General features: G+C 61.9%; 20 protein-coding genes. 3 read left to right on the forward strand and 17 right to left on the reverse strand.

The window, feature by feature from the left end; translation table 11 throughout:
- Positions 1–2040 (reverse strand): catalase/peroxidase HPI (gene katG / locus ABW22_RS06650; protein ID WP_059753606.1); only part of this gene is annotated, 2040 nt, incomplete at its 3' end.
- 126 nt (positions 2041–2166) lie between these two features.
- On the opposite strand from katG, the gene ABW22_RS06655 reads away from it, so the two are divergent.
- Entirely contained in the window at positions 2167–3072 is a 906-nt protein-coding gene (locus tag ABW22_RS06655) for a hydrogen peroxide-inducible genes activator (RefSeq protein ID WP_059753609.1), read from the forward strand.
- A gap of 2 nt (positions 3073–3074) precedes the next feature.
- Positions 3075–3440 (forward strand): YidH family protein, encoded by a 366-nt coding sequence (locus ABW22_RS06660; RefSeq protein WP_059753612.1) that lies wholly within the window; start codon positions 3075–3077, stop codon positions 3438–3440.
- A 6-nt stretch (positions 3441–3446) separates the two neighbouring features.
- Here the strand turns inward: ABW22_RS06660 and modC are convergent, their stop codons facing one another.
- The 6 genes from modC to ABW22_RS06685 are packed head-to-tail and all read right to left on the reverse strand — an operon-like array spanning position 3447 to position 7386.
- Entirely contained in the window at positions 3447–4280 is an 834-nt protein-coding gene (gene modC / locus ABW22_RS06665) for a molybdenum ABC transporter ATP-binding protein (RefSeq protein WP_082708597.1), read from the reverse strand.
- Positions 4277–4954, reverse strand: coding sequence for a molybdate ABC transporter permease subunit (gene modB, locus ABW22_RS06670; protein ID WP_059753615.1), 678 nt, complete (start codon positions 4952–4954; stop codon positions 4277–4279). The genes modC and modB overlap by 4 nt, the downstream gene beginning before the upstream one ends.
- Complete coding sequence (gene modA, locus ABW22_RS06675) at positions 4951–5733, reverse strand: molybdate ABC transporter substrate-binding protein (protein ID WP_059753619.1); 783 nt, start codon at positions 5731–5733, stop codon at positions 4951–4953. Before modA ends, modB begins: the two co-directional genes overlap by 4 nt.
- On the reverse strand, positions 5730–6038 hold the full coding sequence (locus ABW22_RS17735) for a hypothetical protein (protein ID WP_193393285.1): 309 nt from the start codon (positions 6036–6038) through the stop codon (positions 5730–5732). The genes modA and ABW22_RS17735 overlap by 4 nt, the downstream gene beginning before the upstream one ends.
- Positions 6039–6097: 59 nt before the next feature.
- Positions 6098–6454: a winged helix-turn-helix domain-containing protein gene (locus tag ABW22_RS06680; protein WP_059753623.1), complete on the reverse strand. Its 357-nt coding sequence runs from the start codon at positions 6452–6454 to the stop codon at positions 6098–6100.
- Positions 6451–7386, reverse strand: a complete 936-nt coding sequence (locus ABW22_RS06685) for a LysR family transcriptional regulator (RefSeq protein WP_059753627.1) — start codon at positions 7384–7386, stop codon at positions 6451–6453. The genes ABW22_RS06680 and ABW22_RS06685 overlap by 4 nt, the downstream gene beginning before the upstream one ends.
- Before the next feature lie 250 nt (positions 7387–7636).
- Here ABW22_RS06685 and metE point away from each other — a divergent pair, with 250 nt between their 5' ends.
- Entirely contained in the window at positions 7637–9919 is a 2283-nt protein-coding gene (metE, locus tag ABW22_RS06690; protein WP_059753631.1) for a 5-methyltetrahydropteroyltriglutamate--homocysteine S-methyltransferase, read from the forward strand.
- 206 nt (positions 9920–10125) lie between these two features.
- On the opposite strand, the gene ABW22_RS06695 is transcribed toward metE, so the two are convergent.
- From ABW22_RS06695 to dsbD, 10 genes are all read right to left on the reverse strand, one after another.
- Positions 10126–10548, reverse strand: coding sequence for a hypothetical protein (locus ABW22_RS06695; RefSeq protein WP_157648572.1), 423 nt, complete (start codon positions 10546–10548; stop codon positions 10126–10128).
- A 63-nt stretch (positions 10549–10611) separates the two neighbouring features.
- A complete protein-coding gene (locus tag ABW22_RS06700) occupies positions 10612–11442 on the reverse strand; it encodes a hypothetical protein (RefSeq protein WP_157648573.1) in 831 nt (276 codons plus the stop codon).
- 8 nt (positions 11443–11450) lie between these two features.
- Complete coding sequence (locus ABW22_RS06705) at positions 11451–12896, reverse strand: hypothetical protein (RefSeq protein ID WP_059753641.1); 1446 nt, start codon at positions 12894–12896, stop codon at positions 11451–11453.
- On the reverse strand, positions 12893–14896 hold the full coding sequence (locus ABW22_RS06710; protein WP_059753644.1) for an N-6 DNA methylase: 2004 nt from the start codon (positions 14894–14896) through the stop codon (positions 12893–12895). The genes ABW22_RS06705 and ABW22_RS06710 overlap by 4 nt, the downstream gene beginning before the upstream one ends.
- 15 nt (positions 14897–14911) lie before the next feature.
- On the reverse strand, positions 14912–16117 hold the full coding sequence (locus tag ABW22_RS06715; protein WP_059753749.1) for an ImmA/IrrE family metallo-endopeptidase: 1206 nt from the start codon (positions 16115–16117) through the stop codon (positions 14912–14914).
- Positions 16118–16161: 44 nt separating this feature from the next.
- On the reverse strand, positions 16162–16446 hold the full coding sequence (locus tag ABW22_RS06720; RefSeq protein WP_059753648.1) for a type II toxin-antitoxin system HigB family toxin: 285 nt from the start codon (positions 16444–16446) through the stop codon (positions 16162–16164).
- A gap of 724 nt (positions 16447–17170) precedes the next feature.
- Entirely contained in the window at positions 17171–17941 is a 771-nt protein-coding gene (gene dsbG, locus ABW22_RS06725; protein ID WP_059753651.1) for a thiol:disulfide interchange protein DsbG, read from the reverse strand.
- A gap of 34 nt (positions 17942–17975) precedes the next feature.
- A complete protein-coding gene (locus ABW22_RS06730; protein WP_237763256.1) occupies positions 17976–18551 on the reverse strand; it encodes a TlpA family protein disulfide reductase in 576 nt (191 codons plus the stop codon).
- Entirely contained in the window at positions 18548–19375 is an 828-nt protein-coding gene (locus ABW22_RS06735; RefSeq protein ID WP_059753658.1) for a TlpA disulfide reductase family protein, read from the reverse strand. The genes ABW22_RS06730 and ABW22_RS06735 overlap by 4 nt, the downstream gene beginning before the upstream one ends.
- A 2-nt stretch (positions 19376–19377) precedes the next feature.
- Positions 19378–20934 (reverse strand): protein-disulfide reductase DsbD (gene dsbD, locus ABW22_RS06740; RefSeq protein ID WP_059753661.1); only part of this gene is annotated, 1557 nt, incomplete at its 5' end.

Here is a 20934-nt window from a genome sequence, read left to right on the forward strand (position 1 = left end):
GACCAGATCGACGCGGGTGCCGGTCCACTTGCGTTCACCCGTTGCGCGATCAGACCCTTCAAACACCTCTTCAGCGTCCGACACCGGCTTCCAGTTCGTACTCATGTCGAGCAGGTTGACGAAGAAGTCGTTGGTGAGCACCCCCGGCCGCTGGGTGAAGACACCCTGCTGGGACTGTCCGACGTTGGCGTTCAGGACGCGCATGCCGCCCACCAGCACCGTCATCTCGGGCGCGGAGAGCGTCAGCAACTGCGCGCGGTCGAGCAGCAGTTCCTCGGCCGAGACGGAATACTTGGTCTTCTGGTAGTTGCGGAAGCCATCGGCGATCGGTTCCAGCACGGCGAAAGCGTCGACGTCGGTCTGTTCCTGCGAGGCGTCCATGCGGCCGGGCGTGAAGGGCACCGTCACGGCGTGGCCGGCATGCTTGGCGGCCTGCTCAACCCCGGCGCAACCCGCCAGTACGATCAGATCGGCCATCGAGACTTTCTTGCCGCCGCTGTTGAACTCGCGCTGGATGCCTTCAAGCTTGCCAAGCACTTTGGCCAGTTGCTCGGGCTGGTTGGCTTCCCAGTCCTTCTGCGGTGCGAGACGAATGCGTGCGCCGTTCGCGCCGCCGCGCTTGTCGGAACCGCGGAACGTGGACGCCGAGGCCCAGGCGGTTGAGACCAGCTCCGAAACGCTTAGCCCGGACGCCAGCACCTTGCCCTTGAGGGCGGCGGCGTCCTGGTCGTCGATCAAGGCATGATCGACGGCGGGGATGGGGTCTTGCCAGATCAGCGCTTCGGCAGGCACTTCGGGGCCGAGGTAGCGCGAACGCGGGCCCATGTCGCGGTGCGTCAGCTTGAACCAGGCGCGCGCGAAGGCGTCGGCAAATTCTGCCGGGTTCTGGTGGAAGCGCCGTGCGATCGGCTCGTAAATCGGATCCATGCGCATTGCCATGTCCGCTTCGGTCATGATGATCGGCACCTTTTTCGAGGCATCGTGCGCGGCCGGAGCCGTGTTGCTGTCGTTGGCTGCTTTCGGTGTCCACTGATGGGCGCCCGACGGGCTCTTGGAGTTCACCCAGTCGTTGCCGAACAGCACATCCAGATAGCTCATGTCCCACTTCGTTGGCGTCGGCGTCCACGAACCTTCGAGGCCGCTGCCGATCTGATCACCGCCCTTGCCCGTGCCATAGCTGCTCTTCCAGCCCAGGCCCTGCTCGGCGAGTCCGACGGCCTCGGGTGCTGCACCAACCAGCGCCGCATCGCCGGCGCCGTGGCATTTGCCGAAGGTGTGCCCGCCGCAGGTGAGCGCAACCGTCTCTTCGTCGTTCATCGCCATGCGCGCGAAGGTTTCGCGCACCAGGCGGCCGGATTCGAGCGTATCGGGTTGGCCGCCGGGGCCTTCCGGATTCACATAAATCAGCCCCATTTGCACTGCTGCGAGCGGGTTCTCGAGCTCGCGATCACCGGAAAAGCGGGCCTTGTCGTCGAGCCATTTCTTCTCGTTGCCCCAGTAGACGTCGATCTCCGGCGCCCAGATGTCATCGCGTCCGCCGGCGAAGCCGAAGGTCTTGAAGCCCATCGATTCCATCGCGACGTTGCCGGTGAGGATGATGAGGTCGGCCCAGGAGATTTTCTTGCCGTACTTCTGTTTGATCGGCCACAGCAGCCTGCGCGCCTTGTCGAGGTTGACGTTATCGGGCCAGCTGTTCAACGGTGCAAAACGCTGGTTACCATGCCCCGCGCCGCCCCGGCCGTCGCCGGTACGGTAAGTGCCGGCGCTGTGCCAGGCCATGCGAATGAAAAACGGGCCGTAGTGGCCGTAATCCGCCGGCCACCAGTCCTGCGAGTCGGTCATCAGGGCTTCGAGGTCTTGCTTCACGGCTGCGAGGTCGAGGGTTTTGAATGCCTCGGCGTAGTTGAAGTCTTCTCCCATCGGGCTGGCCTGCGGGGAATGCTGGTGCAGGATTTCAATTTGCAGCTGGTTCGGCCACCAATCCCGGTTCGACGTACCACTCCCGGCTTTGTGAACAAACGGGCATTTGCTTTCTGACATGACGCTCTCCTATCGGTAATTGAGTATTCGACTCCACAGCGGAGTGGCTCTATTAGAGGCCTTGTATTAATATTTATCCAATGAATAGTATATAATTAATCAATTGATAAAATCGAATGGTCTGGCATGACCCTGCAAGAGCTTAAATATCTGGTGGCACTCGCCGATCACGGCCACTTCGGCCGCGCGGCCGAGGCCTGCTTCATCACGCAGTCGACGCTTTCCACCCAGATCAAGAAGCTGGAGGGTTTTCTTGGCGTGACGCTATTCGATCGCAGCCTGAAACGCGTCAGCGCGACGCCGATCGGCCGCGAGATCCTGCAGGCGGCACGCAACATCGTCGAGGAAGCCGAGCGCATCCGCGAGGTCGCCAAACACGCGCAGGATCCGATGGCACGCACGATTCACCTCGGCGTCATCCCCACGCTGGGCCCGTATTACCTGCCGCACGCACTGACGCTGGTGCACAAAAAGCATCCCGACCTGCGCCTGTTGCTGCGCGAGGAAATGACGCCGCAGATCCTCGGGCATCTGGCAGACGGAAAACTGGATGCAGGCCTGTTGGCACTGCCGGTGACTGACGACAGCCTGCGCGTCGAGCCGCTGTTCTACGAGCCGTTTTTTGCAGCACTGCCCGCCGGGCATCCGCTCGCCAAGCGCGAGGTGCTGAAGGTGTCGGACATCATGGCGGAGAAGCTGCTGCTGCTCGATGAAGGGCATTGCCTGCGCGACCAGGCGCTCGATGTCTGCGGCACCGGCTCCCGCGGCCGTGAGGAGGTGCGCGCCACCAGCCTGGAAACCCTGCGTCAGATGGTCGCAATGGGATTGGGTTTGACGCTGCTGCCGGCGCTGGCGGTGGATGCCGCACCGCGCGTCAATAAAAAGGCAGTTGAAATCCGCCCCTTCAAATCGCCCCCGCCGGGCCGCACCATCGCGCTGGTGTGGCGCAAGCGGGCGCCGTTCCCCGAAACCTTCGACCGCCTGGCGCAGACGCTGAAAAACGCGCTGCCGGCTGAAGTGGAGCAAGTTTAAGCATGTCCGACCTCAACGATCCGCGCGTCTTTTTCGCTGCCGAACGCACGCTGATGGCGTGGAACCGCACCGGTCTTACCCTCATGGCGTTCGGCTTCGTGCTCGAGCGCTTCGGCCTGTTTCTGCATGTGTTGCGCCAGGATCCGGGCCACGCCGGACGCGATCTGTCGTTCTGGATCGGCATCGCCTTCATCATGCTGGCGCTAGTCGTCATCGGCTTTTCCATCGTGCAGTTCCGGCACGTGCTGAAAACGCTGAAGCCGGTTGAAATCCCCGCGCGCTACTGCACCTGGGGGGGGATTGCGATGAATCTGTCAGTCGTTGTGCTCGGTCTCGCGCTGCTGGTGTATCTGTTTTCCGAGTTGTAAGGGCGATCAGGCGTTTTTCTCGAAGCGCAGCCGCAGCGAATCACCCGGTTTCGCTTCAAGCCATGGCAGGCGCAGTGTCTGCCCTTCGATGTCGAGCACTGTCCAGCCCTCTTCCTGTGCGACGACACGAGCGCTATGTTCTGCTGTTACGCCAAGGCGCGTCAGCCCGTCTGCGGCTTTGCCCTGCCACACAACGCGCCCGGCTTCCAGGCACACCAGATGGTCGGCCAGCCACGCGACTTCTTCCGCCGAGTGGCTGACATAGAGCACAGGGATCGACAGCTTTTGATGCAGCTGGTCGAGATACGGCAGAATCTCGGCGCGCGCGCCTGCGTCTAGCGCCGCCAGCGGCTCGTCCATCAGCAGCAGGCGCGGGCTCGACAGCAGGGCGCGGCCGACGGCGACGCGCTGGCGCTGGCCGCCGGACAGTTGATGCGGCTGCTGCCTGATCAGCGGTGTCAGCCCGAGCCAGTCGATCACTTCGTCCCAGTGCAGCGTGCGTTCGTTTTCCGGCACGCGTTTCATACCGTATTCCAGATTGCGGCGCACCGACAGATGCGGAAACAGGCTCGTTTCCTGAAACACGTATCCGAGTGCGCGGCGATGCGGGGGGACGAAAACGCGCGCGTCCTGCCAGGGCTCGCCGGAGACGACGAGGCGGCCACCCGGCGCGCGCTCGAGGCCGGCGATGGCGCGCAGCAGGGTGGTCTTGCCGCAGCCCGAGGGGCCGAACAGCGCGGTGATGCCGCGGTCCGGCAGATGCAGGTCGACATCGAGCGTGAAGTTTTCGCGCACAACGCGAAAACGCGCTGCGATTTGATTGGGGTTTGGCGTGTTCATAGACGCAGCGCCTTCGGCCGCCAGGTGTAGAGCGCCAGCAGCACGAGGAAGGAAAACACCAGCAGCACCGCCGCCAGATGGTGCGCTTCGCCGTATTGCAGCGCCTCGACGTGATCGAAAATCTGCACCGACGCCACCCGCGTTTCGCCCGGAATGTTGCCGCCTATCATCAGCACCACGCCGAACTCGCCCACGGTGTGGGCGAAGCTGAGGATGCCCGCGGTCATGAAGCCGGGCCGGGCGATCGGCGTCGCCACGCTGAAAAATCGATCGAGCGGCGAGGCGCGCAGCGTGGCGGCCGCTTCCAGCGTGCGCTCGCCGAGCGCTTCGAACGCGGTTTGCAGCGGCTGCACCATGAAGGGCAGCGAATAAAACACCGACCCCACCACCAGCCCCCAGAAGGTGAACGGCAACAAGCCGATGCCCATGGATTGGGTGAGCTGGCCCACCCAGCCGTTCGGCCCCATCGCCAGCAGCAGATAAAACCCCAGCACGGAAGGCGGCAGCACCAGCGGCAGCGCCACCACCGCACCGATCGGCGCCTTCCATTTCGACTGCGTGCGTGCCAGCCACCAGGCGATCGGCGTGCCCAGCATGAACAGGATCAGCGTGACGACGCCGGCCAGTTCGAGCGTGAGAACGACCGCCTGCCAGTCGCCGGGAGACAGCTTCATGGGTGTGCGCCTTGCTTGCCGGCTTCGCCCGGCAGGGCGAAGCCGTATTTCACCATCACCGCGCGGGCGGCGGCGCTGCCCATGTAGTCGGCGAAACGCTTGGCGCCAGCGTTGTCCCGCGCGCGCGCGGTCACGATGAATCCCTGTTCCAGCGGCGCGTGCAGGGTGTCGGGAATCAGCCAGTATTTGCCTTCCCTGGACAGGGCGGGATTGAGCGCCAGCGCCAGTGCGATGATGCCGACCTGCGCATTGCCGGTCTGCACGAACTGCGCGGTGTGCGCGATGTTTTCGCCGTACACCAGCTTGGGCGCCACCTTGTCCCACAGGCCCGTCGCGCGCAGCGCCTCCTCGGCGCGCTTGCCGTAGGGCGCGTGGCGCGGATTGGCGATCGCCACCCGCTTGATCGCCGGGTCGGCCAGGCTGGACAGGTTGAGCTTGCTGGCATCGATCGACGCGCTCCACAGCACAATGCGGCCGAACGCGTAGGGTTTGACCGGGGAGGACGCGAATCCTGCCACTTGCAGCTGTCTGGGGTAGGCGATGTCGGCCGAGAAATAGAGGTCGTAGGGCGCGTTCTGCTGGATCTGCGTGTGAAACTTGCCGGACGAACCGTAGATCACCTGCGGCGTGTCAGCGGGATGGTCCTGCTTGTAGTGGGCGATGATTTCATCCATCGCGAACTTGAGGTCGGCGGCGGCGGCGACGGTGAATTTACCGGCCGCGGCGTGCCCGCTTAACAGCATCAGCGTGGCAAATAGAAAGGGGCGGAGGCGGATCATGGCGGTGTCTTGCTGGTTGTCGTTATATCCATGATGTCATATCGATTGAAAATAGTGTAAGCCTTTGGCTTTCTCGACGGTTCAGCCATGCAGCAACATATACAGCGCGATCGCGACCAGCAGCCCCGCCACGCCGTCCGGCAGCGCGCCCAGCAGAAACCACGCCACCGGCTTCTACAGCGGATCTGCGGGAAACCGAACCCCGCCCGCGCCAGGTTGCAGATCAACTGTGCAACGGTCAGCAGCGGCACGGCATGGGCGGCGCCCACGCGGGCCACCAGCAGCGGCAGCAGCAGGACATCCATCTGGCGACGATCAATGACGCTGGATCAGCGCTCGGTGGGTCGAGGCAAGGAGGTGGAACTCAGGACGGACCGGCATGCGTCGCCAGATGCCGGCTCAGCTTGGTCATCTCTGCATCGGCCGCCTTGTGCGCACGGGCTTCCAGGCGGTGATACAGGGCAATGACCTCCAGGGCCAGCGGGGTCAGCTGCGCGCCGCCGCCGTGGGCGCCGCCCTTGCTGGCTTCCACTAGCGGGCTCTTGAAGCAGCGGTTCATGGTGTCGACCAGGTGCCAGGCGCGCTTGTAGCTCATGCCCATGGCGCGACCGGCAGCAGCAATGGAGCCGGTGTCGCGGATGGCTTCGAGCAGTTGGACCTTGCCGGGGCCCAGCGCGATGTCATCACCGAGGATGAGGCGAAAGCTGAGGCGGGGTTTCATGGCTGAATGATAGCCGGGCGCAAGCCTGGCAGACGGGCAAAGCTGTCGCGCCGCACGGTGTCGATGAAATCGGCAAGGTAGGCGCGGCCGGCGTCGGCTGAGCGCACTGCGACATGTAACTCCGCCCACAGGCCGTGCTTGCCGATCGGGCGGGCGACGACGTAGCCGCGTTCGAGATAGGGCGCGACCGCCCACGCGGGCAGCGCGGCCAGGCCGCGACGGCTGGCGACGAGCTGCAGGATGGCGACGGTCAGTTGCGCTTCGCGACGCGGCGGTTTCACCCCGGCGGGGGCGAGCACGCGCCGCACCAGATCGAGGCGGTCTTCCGGCACCGGGTAGGTGATGAGCGTGTGCTCGGCAAAGTCGCGCGGTAGCAGCCATTTTTTTGTGGCAAGCGTATGGCCGGGCGGCAGCAGCGCCAGCATCTCGAAGCCGAACAGCGGCGCATACGTCACCCCCCCGCGCGGCGTGGGGTCGGAGGTCACCACCAGGTCGGCCTGCTGCTCCAGCAGCAGGGCGATGGGGTCGGCCTGGAAGCCGCCCAGCAGGTCGAGTTCCACCCCCGGCCAGACGTCGCGGTAGCTGTCCATCGCCGGCATCAGCCAGTCGTAGCAGGTGTGGCATTCCACCGCAATGCGCAGTTCTCCTGCGTCGCCGTCTTTCAGCTTGGCCAGATCGCGCAGCGCGGCATCCACCTGCGGCAGCGCGGCGTGCGCCAGCGCCAGCAGCCGCCGCCCGGCGGCGGTCAGCTGTGCCGGACGCGCGGCACGCTCGACCAGCGGCAGCCCAAGCGCCGCTTCCAGCGACTTTAATTGATGCGATACCGCCGATTGCGTGAGATGCAGGCGCTCGGCGGCGGCGGTCAGCCCGCCGGCTTCCGCCACCGCCTGCAGCAGCCGCAGGTGACGCAGTTCGATATGAGTATTGTTCATGTAAGCAATGAGAAATATTCGTTTGTTTCATGTTACGCGCGTCGGCATCATGACGTCCATGCACTTTGCATACGAAATTCTTCACCACAGAGGCACAGAGACACAGAGACACAGAGGAAAAACAGGACATGACGGCGACTGCGCGATCCAATCAAATAATGGCCAGACTCGTGATGCGTTTGTTTAAAAGGGTTTCTCTGTGTCTCTGTGCCTCTGTGGTTCAAGTTTTTTTCTTTTTTTGGAGCAGCACATGGCACTGACACACGTATTGGGGGTTCCGCGCATCGGCCCGAACCGCGAACTGAAATTCGCACAGGAGGCTTTCTGGCGCGGCGAAATCGACGAGGCGGCGTTGCGGGCGGTGGCAAGCGGCATCCGCCAGGCCAACTGGCGGCGCCAGCACGAAGCCGGGCTGGATTTTGTCAGCGTGGGCGATTTCGCGTTTTACGACCCGATGCTGAATCACGTCGCGCTGCTGGGTTGCGCGCCTGCGCGCTTCGGCTTCGGCGAGAAGATCAGCCTGCCGGAATATTTTCAGCTGGCGCGCGGCAATGACGCCTGCCATGCGATGGAAATGACCAAGTGGTTCGACACCAACTACCACTATCTCGTCCCCGAACTCAAACCCGATACGCCGTTTTCGCTGGGTGCGGAATGGCTGTTCGACGAGGTCGCCGAAGCACAAACCGCGGGGTTCAATCCGAAGCCGGTGCTGATCGGCCCGCTCACGTTTTTGCATCTGGCCAAGGAAAAGGGGAATGACTTCAACCGCCTCGACCTGCTCGACCGCCTGCTGCCGGTCTACGCGCAGATTCTGGCGCGGCTGAAAGCGCAGGGAGTGGAATGGGTGCAGGTCGACGAGCCGGTTCTCGCCCTCGACCTGCCGGGCAACTGGCGGACGGCGTTCGAGCGTGCCTACCATCATCTGAACACGGCGGGGGTCAAGCTGCTGCTCGCCAGCTATTTTGGCCCGCTGCGCGAGAACCTGTTGATGGCGCTGAAGCTGCCGGTGGCCGGCGTGCATGTCGATTGCGTGCGTGGCGGCGACGAACTGGCGCAGGTGATCGACTGGCTGTCCGCCACCAAAATCCTGTCGGCGGGCGTGATCGACGGCCGCAACATCTGGAAGACCGATCTGGCTGCCGTGCTCGGGCGTTTCGACGGCCTGCATCAACGCCTCGGCAACCGGTTGTGGCTGGCGCCGTCGTGCTCGCTCGCGCACGTGCCGGTGAGCCTCGCCGCCGAGACCGCGCTCGATCCCGAAATCAGCAGCTGGCTGGCGTTCGCCGACGAGAAGCTGGACGAACTGGCCACGCTCAAAGCCGTATTCAACGGGGGCCGTCAGGCAGTCGCCGCAAAGCTGGCCGACAATGCCGCCGCGCTGGCCTCGCGCCGCACGTCGAATCGGGTGCACGATGCGGCCGTATCCGTGCGGCTGGCCGCGCTGACAGCGACGCACGACACCCGCAACAGCGCCCTCGCGATCCGCCAGACCGTGCAGCGCGCGCGTTTCAATCTGCCCGCTTTCCCCACCACCACCATCGGCTCATTCCCGCAGACGCCCGAGATTCGCAGCGCCCGCGCGCGCTTCAAAAAAGGTGGGCTCGACGAGGCCGACTACACCGCCGCGATGCGGCGCGAAATCGCCCACGCGGTCGCCAAACAGGAGGCTCTGGGGCTGGATGTGCTGGTGCATGGTGAAGCCGAGCGCAACGACATGGTCGAATACTTCGGCGAACAGCTGGCCGGCTTTGCATTCTCACAAAACGGCTGGGTGCAGAGCTACGGCAGCCGCTGCGTCAAGCCACCGATCATTTATGGCGACGTGTCGCGCCCCGGCCCGATGACGGTGGGCTGGACGACCTACGCGCAATCGCTCACCGTGCGGCCGATGAAGGGCATGCTCACCGGTCCGGTGACGATCCTGCAATGGTCCTTCGTGCGCGACGACCAGCCGCGTTCGACCACCGCGCTGCAGATTGCGCTGGCGATCCGCGACGAAGTGGTCGATCTCGAAGCCGCCGGCATCGGCATTATCCAGATCGACGAGCCGGCGTATCGCGAAGGTCTGCCGCTCAGAAAAGCCGACTGGCCCACCTACCTCGACTGGGCGAGCCGCGCGTTCCGCATCAGCGCATCCGGGGTGGCGGACGCGACGCAAATCCACACCCACATGTGCTATTCGGAATTCAACGACATCCTGCCCGCCATCGCGGCGATGGACGCCGACGTCATCACCATCGAAACCAGCCGCTCGGATATGGAACTGCTACGCGGCTTCGGCGATTTCAACTATCCCAACGAAATCGGCCCCGGTGTGTACGACATTCATAGCCCACGCGTGCCGTCAGCAGATGACATGACGCGGCTGCTGGAAAAAGCCGCGCAGGTCATCCCGCCGCGCAATCTCTGGGTCAATCCGGACTGCGGCCTGAAAACGCGCGGCTGGGCTGAGACGGAAGCGGCGCTGGCAAATATGGTGACGGCGGCGCGGGTATTAAGGGAGGCGTATCGCATTTCGCCAGGACTCTAACCGGCCAGAACCGGCCTTGATGTCGGACGCTGCGACGGTCCGTTCCTCGGCCATTTCGGTCACCCGCGCACGGCTACTGACAGCCCTCGAAAGTCTGCTTGAAGGACTTGCGCAGAATTAGCGAACCAGCCAGGAAAAGACGATCAAACAGTCACGAAGACTGCCTGTTTCAAGAGATGGAACGGATGTTCAGATACTGCAAACTCTCAGGCTCCAGAAAAGAGTTTTTCAAGGTCAACCTCGTCCGCTCTCGCAGCGATCAGCCTGATTTTTTTCGCCTGCCGACAATCCAGTCCCTGCACTGTAACTTTGTTGTACTGACTTGCCGCAGTCCCGAATACTTTCTCCATCCGCTGCAAGAAGGCAGGATTCGTCGCTCCTGGCGAAACGATGTCCACATGGCGATCCGAGTGAACGCGCAGAATGTCGTTGAAATGCTCGTCGGCGTTGTTGAACGAATAACCAACCACCACGATTCGTTGCGCTTCTTTCACCCAATCAGAAGCTTGGCTCCATAAGTCGATGTAGCGATGCGAAAGGATGGGCTTTAACCGCAATGGTGGCACCAGCGCAGGAATAACGTGCTTTTGCTGGAGCAAGTCTTGGTGACTAACATCAACATTTGGCATTACTACGTCCCGGATGAATGTCGCTGGGTCGCAGTCCAGGATGTTTTCTATGGGTAGCAAATCTCACGTATCCATCCTCACGTACTCAGCCAACCCCCCGTGGAAATACACCGCTTGATCGCTTCCCAGCCGTTGCTGGAGGAATGACGTGTAATTAAGCGTGATAGCCCGAACATTGGTAGGCAACTTGCCATAAAAAGGCAAAGGGCTTGCACCATGAGCAGCCAACACTTCTTTTTGTCTGGCGACCAAAAATGCCCATAAGGCCCAGGAAATATAAAGGTAGTTTTTTATATCCGATGGCTTGTCGTTGTAGAAGCCAAGGAACTTCTCGATCAGCAGGGTTTCGATGTTCAGCATGTCCGCGCCTAGCGCTGCGGCGACCTCATGCTGATCGGAACTCAGACCCATCTTGAGGGTACGCTTGAGCACGGTCTTGAAGGTGTCGGATAAGGACAGTTTGTGAATGTCCAGAATGGAATCGCTGTCGATCAGATCATCGGCGTCTTTGGGGAAGACTTCGCGGATCAAGTTCTCTGTCTCTTCGTCAAGCTGGCTGTTTTCGGCGATCAAGGCCAGCTTGTTGAACAGCCGAATGATCAGCTCGCCATGCTTGCGCACAGCCACCTTTTCCGGCGGCAGGCTTGCAATCGCCTCCTGCACTCGCTGCACCATCGCTTTTTGCTCATGTGGCTCCCGCGTGGCGATCTTGTCCACCGCACGCGCGATCATCGAATTGAAACTAAACCGCAGGCCCGGCAGCATGGCCCGCAAGGCGTCATCCACGGGTTTACCCGGCCCATCGAGATAGCGGGTCACCTCGGCCAGCAAGGTATTGGCGAGGGGGAAGTCTATGCCGGACGTGCGGTCTGCTCCGGCACCGAGTATCAGCAAGTGTTGGCTCATTGTGGTGGTGTCTCTCTGTTGAGGAATTCGAGTGCGCTTGCTTCGTCGGATTCAATGGCAATCTCTACTGCGCGCTTGGCAGCCTCCAGAAGTTCGGCGGCGCGGCGGCGACTAGCCTGGGCGGCGCGCACGTTTGCCACTACTTTGGTTTGCGTCGCGGCGTCGATACGCGGCATTGGCATCGCCAGTAAATCCAGTTCCGAGATGGCCGGATAGAGGCTGGCGCTGGTGTGCAGGTCCAGTAACTCGCATACCGGCGGCAGGCGGAGGTAGGTCAACAGCACTTCCGCCGGAATGCTTGCCGGTTGCAACACGACGAAGCCGGAGGAACACACGTGGCCATCCTGCTCCGGGGCGATAAGAGCGGAGAGGCGGCGGATGGGGCGCACAGTGGAAGTAATGACATCGCCAGACTTCACCAACCAGGTGGCGCGGCTGGGCGCTTCGAGCTGAGGCACGGATTCCGAAACAGCGGTGCCATCCGCGCGCACGCCGCCGATTTCTATGTAATCGAAGCTGCCGCGCGTGCCCGGAACGAAGCGCTCATGCCGCGCTGGGGCCACTCCATCAAGAGTCAGGCCGTCCTTGTTCAGACGGTTCAGGAGTTCCGCTACGCGCGGCGCGAAATACTCCGCGTCCAGCCGCCCGGCGGCGAAGGCGTCGCGGCTGGTGCGGGTGTAGGTCAGGGGCTCCGGTGGCTGCCAGTTTTCCAGGCCGAGGGCGCGGAGGAGGCTTTGTTCGGCTTGTTCGTTTGCAGCAAAGGCTTGTTGCCGGAAGGTGTTGGCTCCATCAAATGCCGAAGTAATCGCTTCTTGGATTCGCCTTCCCAGACGGGGCACAGGGACTTTGCGCCCATCGTCAAGGCTGAGGTGAAGTTGGACGTTGCCTTGGAATTGCCGCCAAAGTAACCGCTTGCCAAGGCTACTGTTGAGGTAGGCAACGAGTGCTTCCGGTGTGTACGTGCTCTTTCCGTAATCTGAAAGAGAGGTGGCGATGGTGTCCTGGCTGGTGTTGCAGCGCTCAAGCGTCACGACAGACGCAGCGGGATAGGCGGTTTTCGAGAGAACGATTTCCCCCCTCAGCAGTTCGGTTTTCTTTTCCACTTCATGCACCGACTCTGGGATTAGAGCCAAGTTAGCGTCATCAATGATTCCAGAGCGAAGGTTGAGGATGCGTAAGAACGGCACGCCCGACTCGGTGTAAGACTCGGCGTTGATATCGAATACGCCTTTGACGAAACGCACGAAGAGCAAACCGAGTTCGTCACAACCACCCCGATAAGCTCGGATTTGGTGATCTGCGGCCAGCATCGGTTTCGAGAAATAGCCGCTGTCGATTCGTAGTTTGTCGTTTTCCTTGCGAACGATGGACAGAGGTAGTTCGGTTACTTCCAGCCCCTCCAACAAGCCCCGATAGCGGGCCTCGTCAAAGGGGCGACTCAAAAAAAACCTAATTGCTCCTTGGCTGCGAACTCGGCGAAGGCTTCGGCGATGCCGTCCTGGGTCAGCCCTTCGTGGTTGAACAGGTCGTGCTGGATGACCCAATGGCCGTGGCTGTCGCGCAGCAGGTTGCCGTCGGCATCCTTGGCGATGATCTTCTCGCCGCTGGTGTCCTTGGATTCCAGCTTCTGGGTGGCGAAGAAAATGGGGTAGTCGTCCACCTTGGGACAGTGGTAGCGCGTTTCCGTGGCGTCGTCATTCCACTTCTGCACGAACAGCACGCTGGTCTTGGTGCCGGTGTGGGGCTTGAAGGTGCTGGGGTGGAGGCCGACCACGGCGAGGATGCGGCAGCGTTCGGCGATGAATTCGCGCACGCGCTTGTCGCTGGAATTGTTGAAGCGTCCTTGCGGCAAGACGACAGCCATGCGCCCGCCGGGGCGCAGAAAATCCAGGTTGCGCTCAATGAACAGCAGGTCGCGGCCGACCTTGCTTTCCAGCTTGCCGTTGGCCTTGTGGCCTAATTCGTAGGGCGACAGCATGTCGCTTTGCTTGATGTCGCCGGCGAAGGGCGGGTTGGCCATGAGCACGTCGAACTGGAAGACGCGGTTGTCGTTCTTCACCGCCCGCAGCTTCTTGAGCTTGGTCCAGCCGGGGCCGTAGGTTTCCTGCCAGTCCTCGTCCTGTTTGATGCGCTCGTCCCATTTGGGCCAATCCAGCGTGTTCATATGCAGCACGTTGGTTTGCCCATCACCGGCGATAAGGTTGAGGCAGCGCGCCACGCGCACGCTCTTTTCGTCGAAGTCGATGGCGAAAACCTTGTCCTGCACGTAGTCGGTGCAGCGCTGCGGCTTGGCTTCCATGGTGAACAGGTGGGAGACGGGAATTCCCTCGTCTTCGAGGATTTGTTTCCAGACGTGGAAAATGGCGTGGACGGTAAAGCCGGCGCTGCCGGCGGCGGTGTCGATGACGGTTTCTGATTCGTGCGGGTTCATCATCTTCACGCACATGTCGATGACCCAGCGTGGCGTGAAGTACTGACCTTTCTCGCCCTTGGACGATTTGTTGACCAGATACTCGAAGGCTTCGTCCACCACGTCCAGGTTTGAATTGAACAGCTTCCATTCTTCCAACGAGCCGACGCAGACTTGCAGGTGTTCCGGGCCGAGCTTGATTTTTTCGTCGTCGGCGAAGACGCCGGGCCATTGCTTGCGGGCGTCGTCGAACAAGCCCTGTATGTTGGCCTTGAGCTGGGCGGCGGTGTTGCTGTTGCGGAAGCGCAGATATTTGTGGCGGCCCCGGAAGCAATACATCTCGTCGTAGAGCTTGGTGAAGATGAGCTTGAAGACTTCCTCGAACACGTCCACACCAGCATTGGCGAGGACTTCATCTTCCATGTCCTCGATCAACTGCTTGAGGCTGCGCGCGCCTTTGCCTTCGGCCTCGCGCTTTTTCTCGATCTCGATGAGGGTGTCCACCGTCCAGGGCTGGCCGGCGATGTCGTCGATGGTCTGGGTGGCGTTGGGAACGTCGGGGATTTCGACGAAGTAATTGGGGTTCTTGCGATGCCAGGTGATGGACTGCACGCCGTTGCACCACATGGCCAGCGGCGCGCCGGTGGCGTGGGTGTAGGAGCGCAGTTGTTCCTTGCCATCTTTCAGCTTGCCTTGTTTGACCTCGACGATGAGGTAGGGAACCGTGGGACGGTCGGCGTCGTACACCACGATGTCGGCACGCTTGGAACTGTCGCGGCCGAAGGTGATGGGGTATTCGACGCTGAGGCGGGAGACGGGGTATTTGTATTCGCCCGCCAGACGATGCAGCCAGAGTTGCCGTACCAGTTCCTCGCGCTTGGCCTGCACGTCTTTCTTGCGCACAAGGCATTGCACGTAGGGTTTGCCGGATTTTTCCGATAGCGCGGCTTCGACTTCCATGACGGCGGAGAGGCCGAACAAGTCAATGATGGCGTCGCGGTTGAGGTCGTCGAGGAGTTGGGTGATTAGCATGGTTTGATCCTGTTTTTAGGCAAGGAAACGACTGGGGTCGCCTTGTCCAAGCATACGTGCAAGCAACCTGTAGTTCCCGGTTTCGTGCCGCACACGCCCGGCAACGATGGCAGGGTTGATGCCCAGTTGACGTGCGAAGGTCTGGGCATCTTTGGGCGACAAGCTTTCTCGCACCATGGCCTTGCCCCAAACGTCGGGCGGGATAAGGGCGTGGGTTGCCATTTCATCCGCCTCCTTTTCCTTTCTGTCCTGCTCGTCGGGGCTGTCCAGATCGTCCGCGAAGAAGGGATGGGCGTCGTCCAGGTGTTTGCTCACGTGAGCCAATTCGTGCAGCAGCGCAAACCAGAAATTATCCAGCCGGTCGTGACGCAGGGTGAGTGCGACAATCGGGCGGCCCTGATCGAGCATGGCGGCACCGTCCAGATAGGTGCCCTTGAAGTGGGGTTCGATGACCAGGGCGATGCCGGCGTTGGCCAGGTATTCCCGCGCCAGGCGAGGCCCTTCATTGAAGGCGGAAAGTTTGGCCAAATCTTTCAGCCAGCGGGTGGTGACAATGCCTTTCTCGTAGTCATGGGCCAGCGCCATGGAGCGCGCCTTCTTGAGTACGCACAGACGCCATGCCAGGAGGGCTTCGCCGTCAGCCTGCCGTTCGCCGCGCTGATGCAGGGGCGCACGGAGTAGAGCGGGCTGGGCTTGCGCAGGTGACAGCTCTTTCAGGAAGCTGCGCATTAGGTCTTCGGCATAATCCTTGAGCCGAGCTGCATTGCCCTTGAAGTCGCCAAAGTAACCTCGCTCCAGCATTTCCTTCAGGGGAAAGCGGGTGTAGTCAGCGTCCGGCGCGTTCATAAGTTCTTGTGGTTTATCGCCGCCGATCAAAATATCCGCCGGTATGCCCAGTCCATCATGCAGGCGGCGGATCATGGCCAAAGAGAGGGGGCGTTTGCGAGACAGGACTTCCGAGACTTTGGAAGCGGAACCGATGTAGGAAATCAGGTCTTTGCGGCCGAGGCCCGCCTGATCCATGCGGAACAGGATGGCCTCGACAGGGTCCGGCTCGGCAGGGGGAACGATCTTGTGTTCGTAATCAGCGATGACCAGGGCGAGCAGTTCGAGTTCGTCCTCCTTGCCGCTGCCTGCTGCGGGGTCGAGCGTCATTAACGCGGACAGGCGCGTCATGGCATCTGCGTAGTCCTTGGCATTTTTGATGATCTTGATATTCATGTGCTTCTCCAACCCCTGATTTCCCCGAGGCGCGGGCGTGTTTATCAGAACCGTTTCTTGCTGTATTCGGCGTGGGTGCCGATCCATTCCACCACTACCAGCCCGTTTCGGTATCGCACCTGCACCACCAGCCGGTAGGTATTCCCCTTGATGTTGAATATCACCCGGTTATCAGCCAGAAAGTCCGCGCTGCGATAGTTTTGCTTGATGTCCTGTGTCGTCTGCCAATTGGCGCACTCGGCTTCAAGCCGCCACGCATCCAACGGACGCCGCGCATCAGCATGGCTGCGCTTGAATTCTTCTATTTTTGGCAAGCCCAGAATGCGCATGGATTTGTTTGTTATTCCCTGACAGGGAAAACATTATGATTCCCCTTTGGGGAAATTACAACAGCAACCCAGAAACCGCAGTTGGACGCATCCGATGATGCGTTTGGGCGACTGCACGCATTGAACCATGGGAAGGCGTGTGCGACTTGCGGCAGACACTGCCGCCGAAATTGATCTGCGAGAGACACGGAGTCTACGGTGGCGTTGCGCAACCCTCGCTTAATCCGCCTTCGTCGGTAGCCGTTAATCATCAAAGACGACGCTAACGAATTAATCCGTGCTTCTCAAAAGTCGGCTATGACCAAACATGTGGTGTTCGCCACAAATCACCTGAACTTCTGCTCCTGGTCAGAGGGATTCGTTCAGCACGGTAAGAAGCAGACATTCCCGAGTGTCGGGTTACGGGGATTAGCGACAGGCTGCTCTGGCCGATAACCGGACGTACTCTGCATCCTTTTTGGCCGGATTTTCCGGACCTGTTTCATCCATTCACGTAACGGGATAGCGGGTGGTCGTAGACGTATTCACATAAAAAATGCCACCGGAGGGTGGCATTTAAAATCCGGTTCGGCACTCAACTTTTTCTTTTGAAGAGATTCGTCGCATCGCGTTGAGTCAAGTTGAACCGCCTTCCACTTCACTCACATCAATATGAAATGACATCGCCGGAAGGTGCACACTGAGCTGGCGGTGACCCGGATAGGCCAACGAGCCCACCGCAACCTCAGCGCGGCCCCATGATTTTGCCCAGCATTTCGGCCGAGGGCGCGCCTTGCATTTTTTGCAGCTTGCCGCTGGCGTCCTTGTAGAAGATGGTGGGGGTGGCCGAGGCGCCGAGTTGCTGCATCAGTTTCTGGTTGGCGTCGAGTTGCGCACGGATTTTTTCGGGGACCTGGCTCAGCGGTTTGGTCCCGCCCTTGGCATGCTCTTGTTCGTGTTGCGTCAGGGCAGCTTGCGGATCCTTGGCCGCAAGGATGGCTGCCGCTTTGCCGGGGCTGGTGGGTCCGAGGATGGCGACCATGACGTGGCGCAACTGCACTTTGCCGGAGGTGACCCAGGGCCGGGCGTCATTCCAGAACTTGTTGCAGTAAGGGCAGTTGGGGTCGGTGAAGGTGTAGACGATACGCGGCGCAGTAGTTTTGCCATCGCCTATCCAGGTGCTTTTCTCAAGCTGCTTCCAGACGCGGTCGGTCATCGGTTTGCTGACCAGTTGCTCAAGGGGTTTCTGGCTGAGGTTGTTGCCTTTGCCGTCGATCATGGAACCGACAATCGCCTGTTTGCCGTCGGCGGTCAGGTAGATGGCCAGAGGCTGTTGCTCGATCATGCCGGCATAGCCGGTCAGCCCGCCGGGTGCCTTGAACGTGCCGATCACTTCAACACCCTGGGCTTCGAGCGCCTTGATCGGAGCCGGCCAGTCTTTGGCCTGCGCGCTCAGGACCATGCTGCCGAACAAGGTCAACAAACCGGCAAACAGGAGGGATCGTTTTTTAATCATGGGGTTTCTTTCCTTTACGTTGAAAATCGAAAAATCAATACGCGCGCAATGGCTTTAATTTTTTCGCCAGCGAAGCTGCCGATAGGGCACCCAGGTGGGTAGCGACCCATTGCCCGCTGGCGTCATAAAACAGGGTGATGGGCAACATTCCCGAGCCGGCCACGAAACCGAGTGTGGTGTCACGGTCCAGCAGGACATTCGCCAGATCGAGCTGGCTGGCGGACAGGTAACGCTGGACGGTCGCCGCGTTTTCGCCCTGATTGGCAAAGACGAAGCTGATCCCGGTTTCGCGTTGCTGCGCGGCGGCGAGCACCGGCATTTCGCGCCGGCACGGCGGGCACCAGCTCGCCCACAGATTGACGACCAGGGGTTTGCCGTCGGCCAGCGCAGCGAGGTTTGTCGATTCGCCGGACAGCAGCGTCACCTGCATTTCAGACAGCGCCGGCTTATCCATCAGGCGCAGACCGCCCAGTACCCCCTGCCATGCCAGCACCCATAACGCCAACGCCAGGAGGGTCCGTTTGCGTGCCGACAGTCCACGCCAGCCGCGCAGGATCGCGCCCGGCATCGCGGCAATGAATGCCAGGGGTTTTTGCTCATCGCGTCTCAATCTTGGACCGACGCGCCGGCGGACGCGCGCAACGGGCTTAATTTGCTCGCCAGCGAAGCAGCCGATAGCTCGCCCAGGTGGGTATCGACCAGCTGTCCGCTGGCGTCGTAGAACAGGGTGGTGGGCAACGCGCCCGAGCCAGCTTCGCGACCGAGGGCGGCGCCGGGATCGAGCAGCACGTTGGCGAGACCGAGCCGACCCGCGCTGAGGTAGCGTTGCGCCGTTGCGCCGTCTTCGCCCTGGTTGACGAACACGAAATTCACCCCGGTTTCGCGTTGTTGCGCGGCGGCGAGCACCGGCATTTCGCGCCGGCACGGCGGGCACCAGCTCGCCCACAAATTGACGACCATGGGTTTGCCGTCGGCCAGCGCTGCAAGCTTGATCGGGTCGCCGGCAAGCGTTGTCAACGAAAGCGTCGGCAGCACCGGCAGTTCCGTCATGCGCAGCGCACCGAACAGCGCGCCCCACACCAGCGCCCCTGCCGCCAGCCCCACAACCAGCGGTTTGCGCAGCGCCGGCTGACGCCAGCCGCGCCAGACCGCGACCAGCAGCGCGGTAGCCACCCCGGGCCAAACCATAAACCCACCATCGCGGATATCGAGCATCGACCACGGCGCGCTGCGGTACGTGTCAAACCAGAGGGCGACAAAGCTGAGGCGCGCCACCAGCACCCCGGCGAGCAGCATGTCGCTCAGGGTGTTGACGATGCCCGCTTTGTGACGACGCCCGACCAGATGCCCCACGCCCGCCGCGACCAGCCCGGCTGCCAGTAATAGCAGTACGCTGCTCGACAGTGCGAAGGGACCCACATTCACTGACAGCATGTTCAGCCTTTCCTTGCTTGTGCCAGGCGGGCGAGGAATTCGTCCGCACTGAGTTCACCGATGATGCGTTCGACGCGGCGTTCCTTGCCGTCCGGGCCAATCAGCAGCAGGGTCGGCGGGCCGAGAATCTGGTGCGCGCGCATCAGCGCCTGGTCGTCCGCGTCGTTGGCGGTGACATCGGGACGCAGCAGCTGCACGTCGGCCAAGGCCTGCTGCACGCGCGGGTCGGCAAAGACCTCGTGCTCGATGGTCTTGCACGATACGCACCAGTCGGCGTAGAAATCCACCAGCGTCCACTGGCCGCGTTGCCCAGCCTCGGCGACGCGGGCGGCAAGCGCCTGTTCGGTCTTGACCGGTGCGAAGCGGGCCATGAAATCATTCGCGACGGCGGTCTGCGCGGGCGCGGCGGTGGCTGTCATGAAGGCCAGCGGTTGTAGCGGGTCTTTTGCGCCGCCGGCCGCGCCGAGCACCATCGCCCCGCCCCACAGACCCAGCAGCAGCGCGAGATAGCGCGAGACCAGGCGACTTTTTACGCAGTTGAGTTGTTTGACGAGCGTCAGCAGGCTCAGCGCAATCGCCAGCAACCAGGCGCCCCACAAGCCCAGCGTAAGCGCAGCCGGCAACACCCGCGACACGAACACAATCGCGGTCCCCAGCATAATAAAACCGAACAGAACCTTGATCCGGTTCATCCAGTCGCCGGGACGCGGCAACAGGCGGGCGCCGAGCGTGCCCACCAGCACCAGCGGCGCGCCCATGCCCAGCCCCATGGCAAACAGGGCCAGGCCGCCGGTCATCACATTGCCGGTATTGCCGATATAGAGCAGCGCACCCGCCAGCGGTGCGGTCATGCAGGGCCCGACCAGCAGCGCCGACAGTACGCCCATGGTCGCCGCGCCGCCGACCGTGCCGCCGCGCTGGCCCTGGCTGGCGTTGTTCAGGCGGTTGCGCAGCACTGCCGGCAATTGCAATTCGTAAAACCCGAACATGGCCAGCGCCAGCACGGCAAACATCAGGCCGAACGTGCCGAGCACCCAGGGGTTTTGCAGCGTCGCCTGCAGATTGGCGCCGGCCAGCGCCGCCGCCGCGCCCACTCCGGCATAGGTCAGCGCCATCGGCAGCACAAAGGCCAGCGAAAGGATAAAACCGCGCCGTGGGCTGGCCCCGCTGCCGGCGATCAGGCTGGAGAGAATCGGCAGCATCGGCAGCACGCAAGGGGTAAAGGTCATCAGCAAGCCCAGACCGAAGAACACCGCGAGCATCCAGCCGAGGTTGGTGCGTGACAGGCGGTCGGCCAGGGCCTGGTCGGCGCCGAGCGTGCCGCTTGAGGCCTGATTTGCATCGCCTGCGGATGTGCCCGATGCCGCGTCGGGCGTGGCGGCGACATCGGCCAGCGCCACGCGCCGGGTTTGTGGCGGGTAGCATATCCCCGCGTCGGCGCAGCCCTGCCAGCTGACGTTTAGCGCCTGGGCGTCGGGCGCCTTGACCCGAACCGCCAGCTGATCGTGGTAGACCTCGCTGGGACCAAAAAACTCGTCGTTCTTGACGACGCCCGCCGG

The organism is Thiobacillus denitrificans (assembly GCF_001530125.1).
Classification (GTDB): domain Bacteria; phylum Pseudomonadota; class Gammaproteobacteria; order Burkholderiales; family Thiobacillaceae; genus Thiobacillus; species Thiobacillus denitrificans_C.

What these genes read in the sequence shown, in the direction of transcription:
- ABW22_RS06680 (WP_059753623.1), bottom strand. Translation starts at nt 6,454, where the DNA reads ATGAAACCCCGCCTCAGCTTTCGCCTCATCCTCGGTGATGACATCGCG.
- ABW22_RS06655 (WP_059753609.1), top strand. Translation starts at nt 2,167, where the DNA reads ATGACCCTGCAAGAGCTTAAATATCTGGTGGCACTCGCCGATCACGGC.
- ABW22_RS06685 (WP_059753627.1), bottom strand. Translation starts at nt 7,386, where the DNA reads ATGAACAATACTCATATCGAACTGCGTCACCTGCGGCTGCTGCAGGCG.
- metE (WP_059753631.1), top strand. Translation starts at nt 7,637, where the DNA reads ATGGCACTGACACACGTATTGGGGGTTCCGCGCATCGGCCCGAACCGC.
- ABW22_RS06720 (WP_059753648.1), bottom strand. Translation starts at nt 16,446, where the DNA reads ATGCGCATTCTGGGCTTGCCAAAAATAGAAGAATTCAAGCGCAGCCAT.
- ABW22_RS06735 (WP_059753658.1), bottom strand. Translation starts at nt 19,375, where the DNA reads ATGCTGTCAGTGAATGTGGGTCCCTTCGCACTGTCGAGCAGCGTACTG.
- ABW22_RS17735 (WP_193393285.1), bottom strand. Translation starts at nt 6,038, where the DNA reads ATGGATGTCCTGCTGCTGCCGCTGCTGGTGGCCCGCGTGGGCGCCGCC.
- modB (WP_059753615.1), bottom strand. Translation starts at nt 4,954, where the DNA reads ATGAAGCTGTCTCCCGGCGACTGGCAGGCGGTCGTTCTCACGCTCGAA.
- modA (WP_059753619.1), bottom strand. Translation starts at nt 5,733, where the DNA reads ATGATCCGCCTCCGCCCCTTTCTATTTGCCACGCTGATGCTGTTAAGC.
- ABW22_RS06660 (WP_059753612.1), top strand. Translation starts at nt 3,075, where the DNA reads ATGTCCGACCTCAACGATCCGCGCGTCTTTTTCGCTGCCGAACGCACG.
- ABW22_RS06695 (WP_157648572.1), bottom strand. Translation starts at nt 10,548, where the DNA reads ATGCCAAATGTTGATGTTAGTCACCAAGACTTGCTCCAGCAAAAGCAC.
- modC (WP_082708597.1), bottom strand. Translation starts at nt 4,280, where the DNA reads ATGAACACGCCAAACCCCAATCAAATCGCAGCGCGTTTTCGCGTTGTG.
- ABW22_RS06710 (WP_059753644.1), bottom strand. Translation starts at nt 14,896, where the DNA reads ATGCTAATCACCCAACTCCTCGACGACCTCAACCGCGACGCCATCATT.
- dsbG (WP_059753651.1), bottom strand. Translation starts at nt 17,941, where the DNA reads ATGATTAAAAAACGATCCCTCCTGTTTGCCGGTTTGTTGACCTTGTTC.
- ABW22_RS06715 (WP_059753749.1), bottom strand. Translation starts at nt 16,117, where the DNA reads ATGAATATCAAGATCATCAAAAATGCCAAGGACTACGCAGATGCCATG.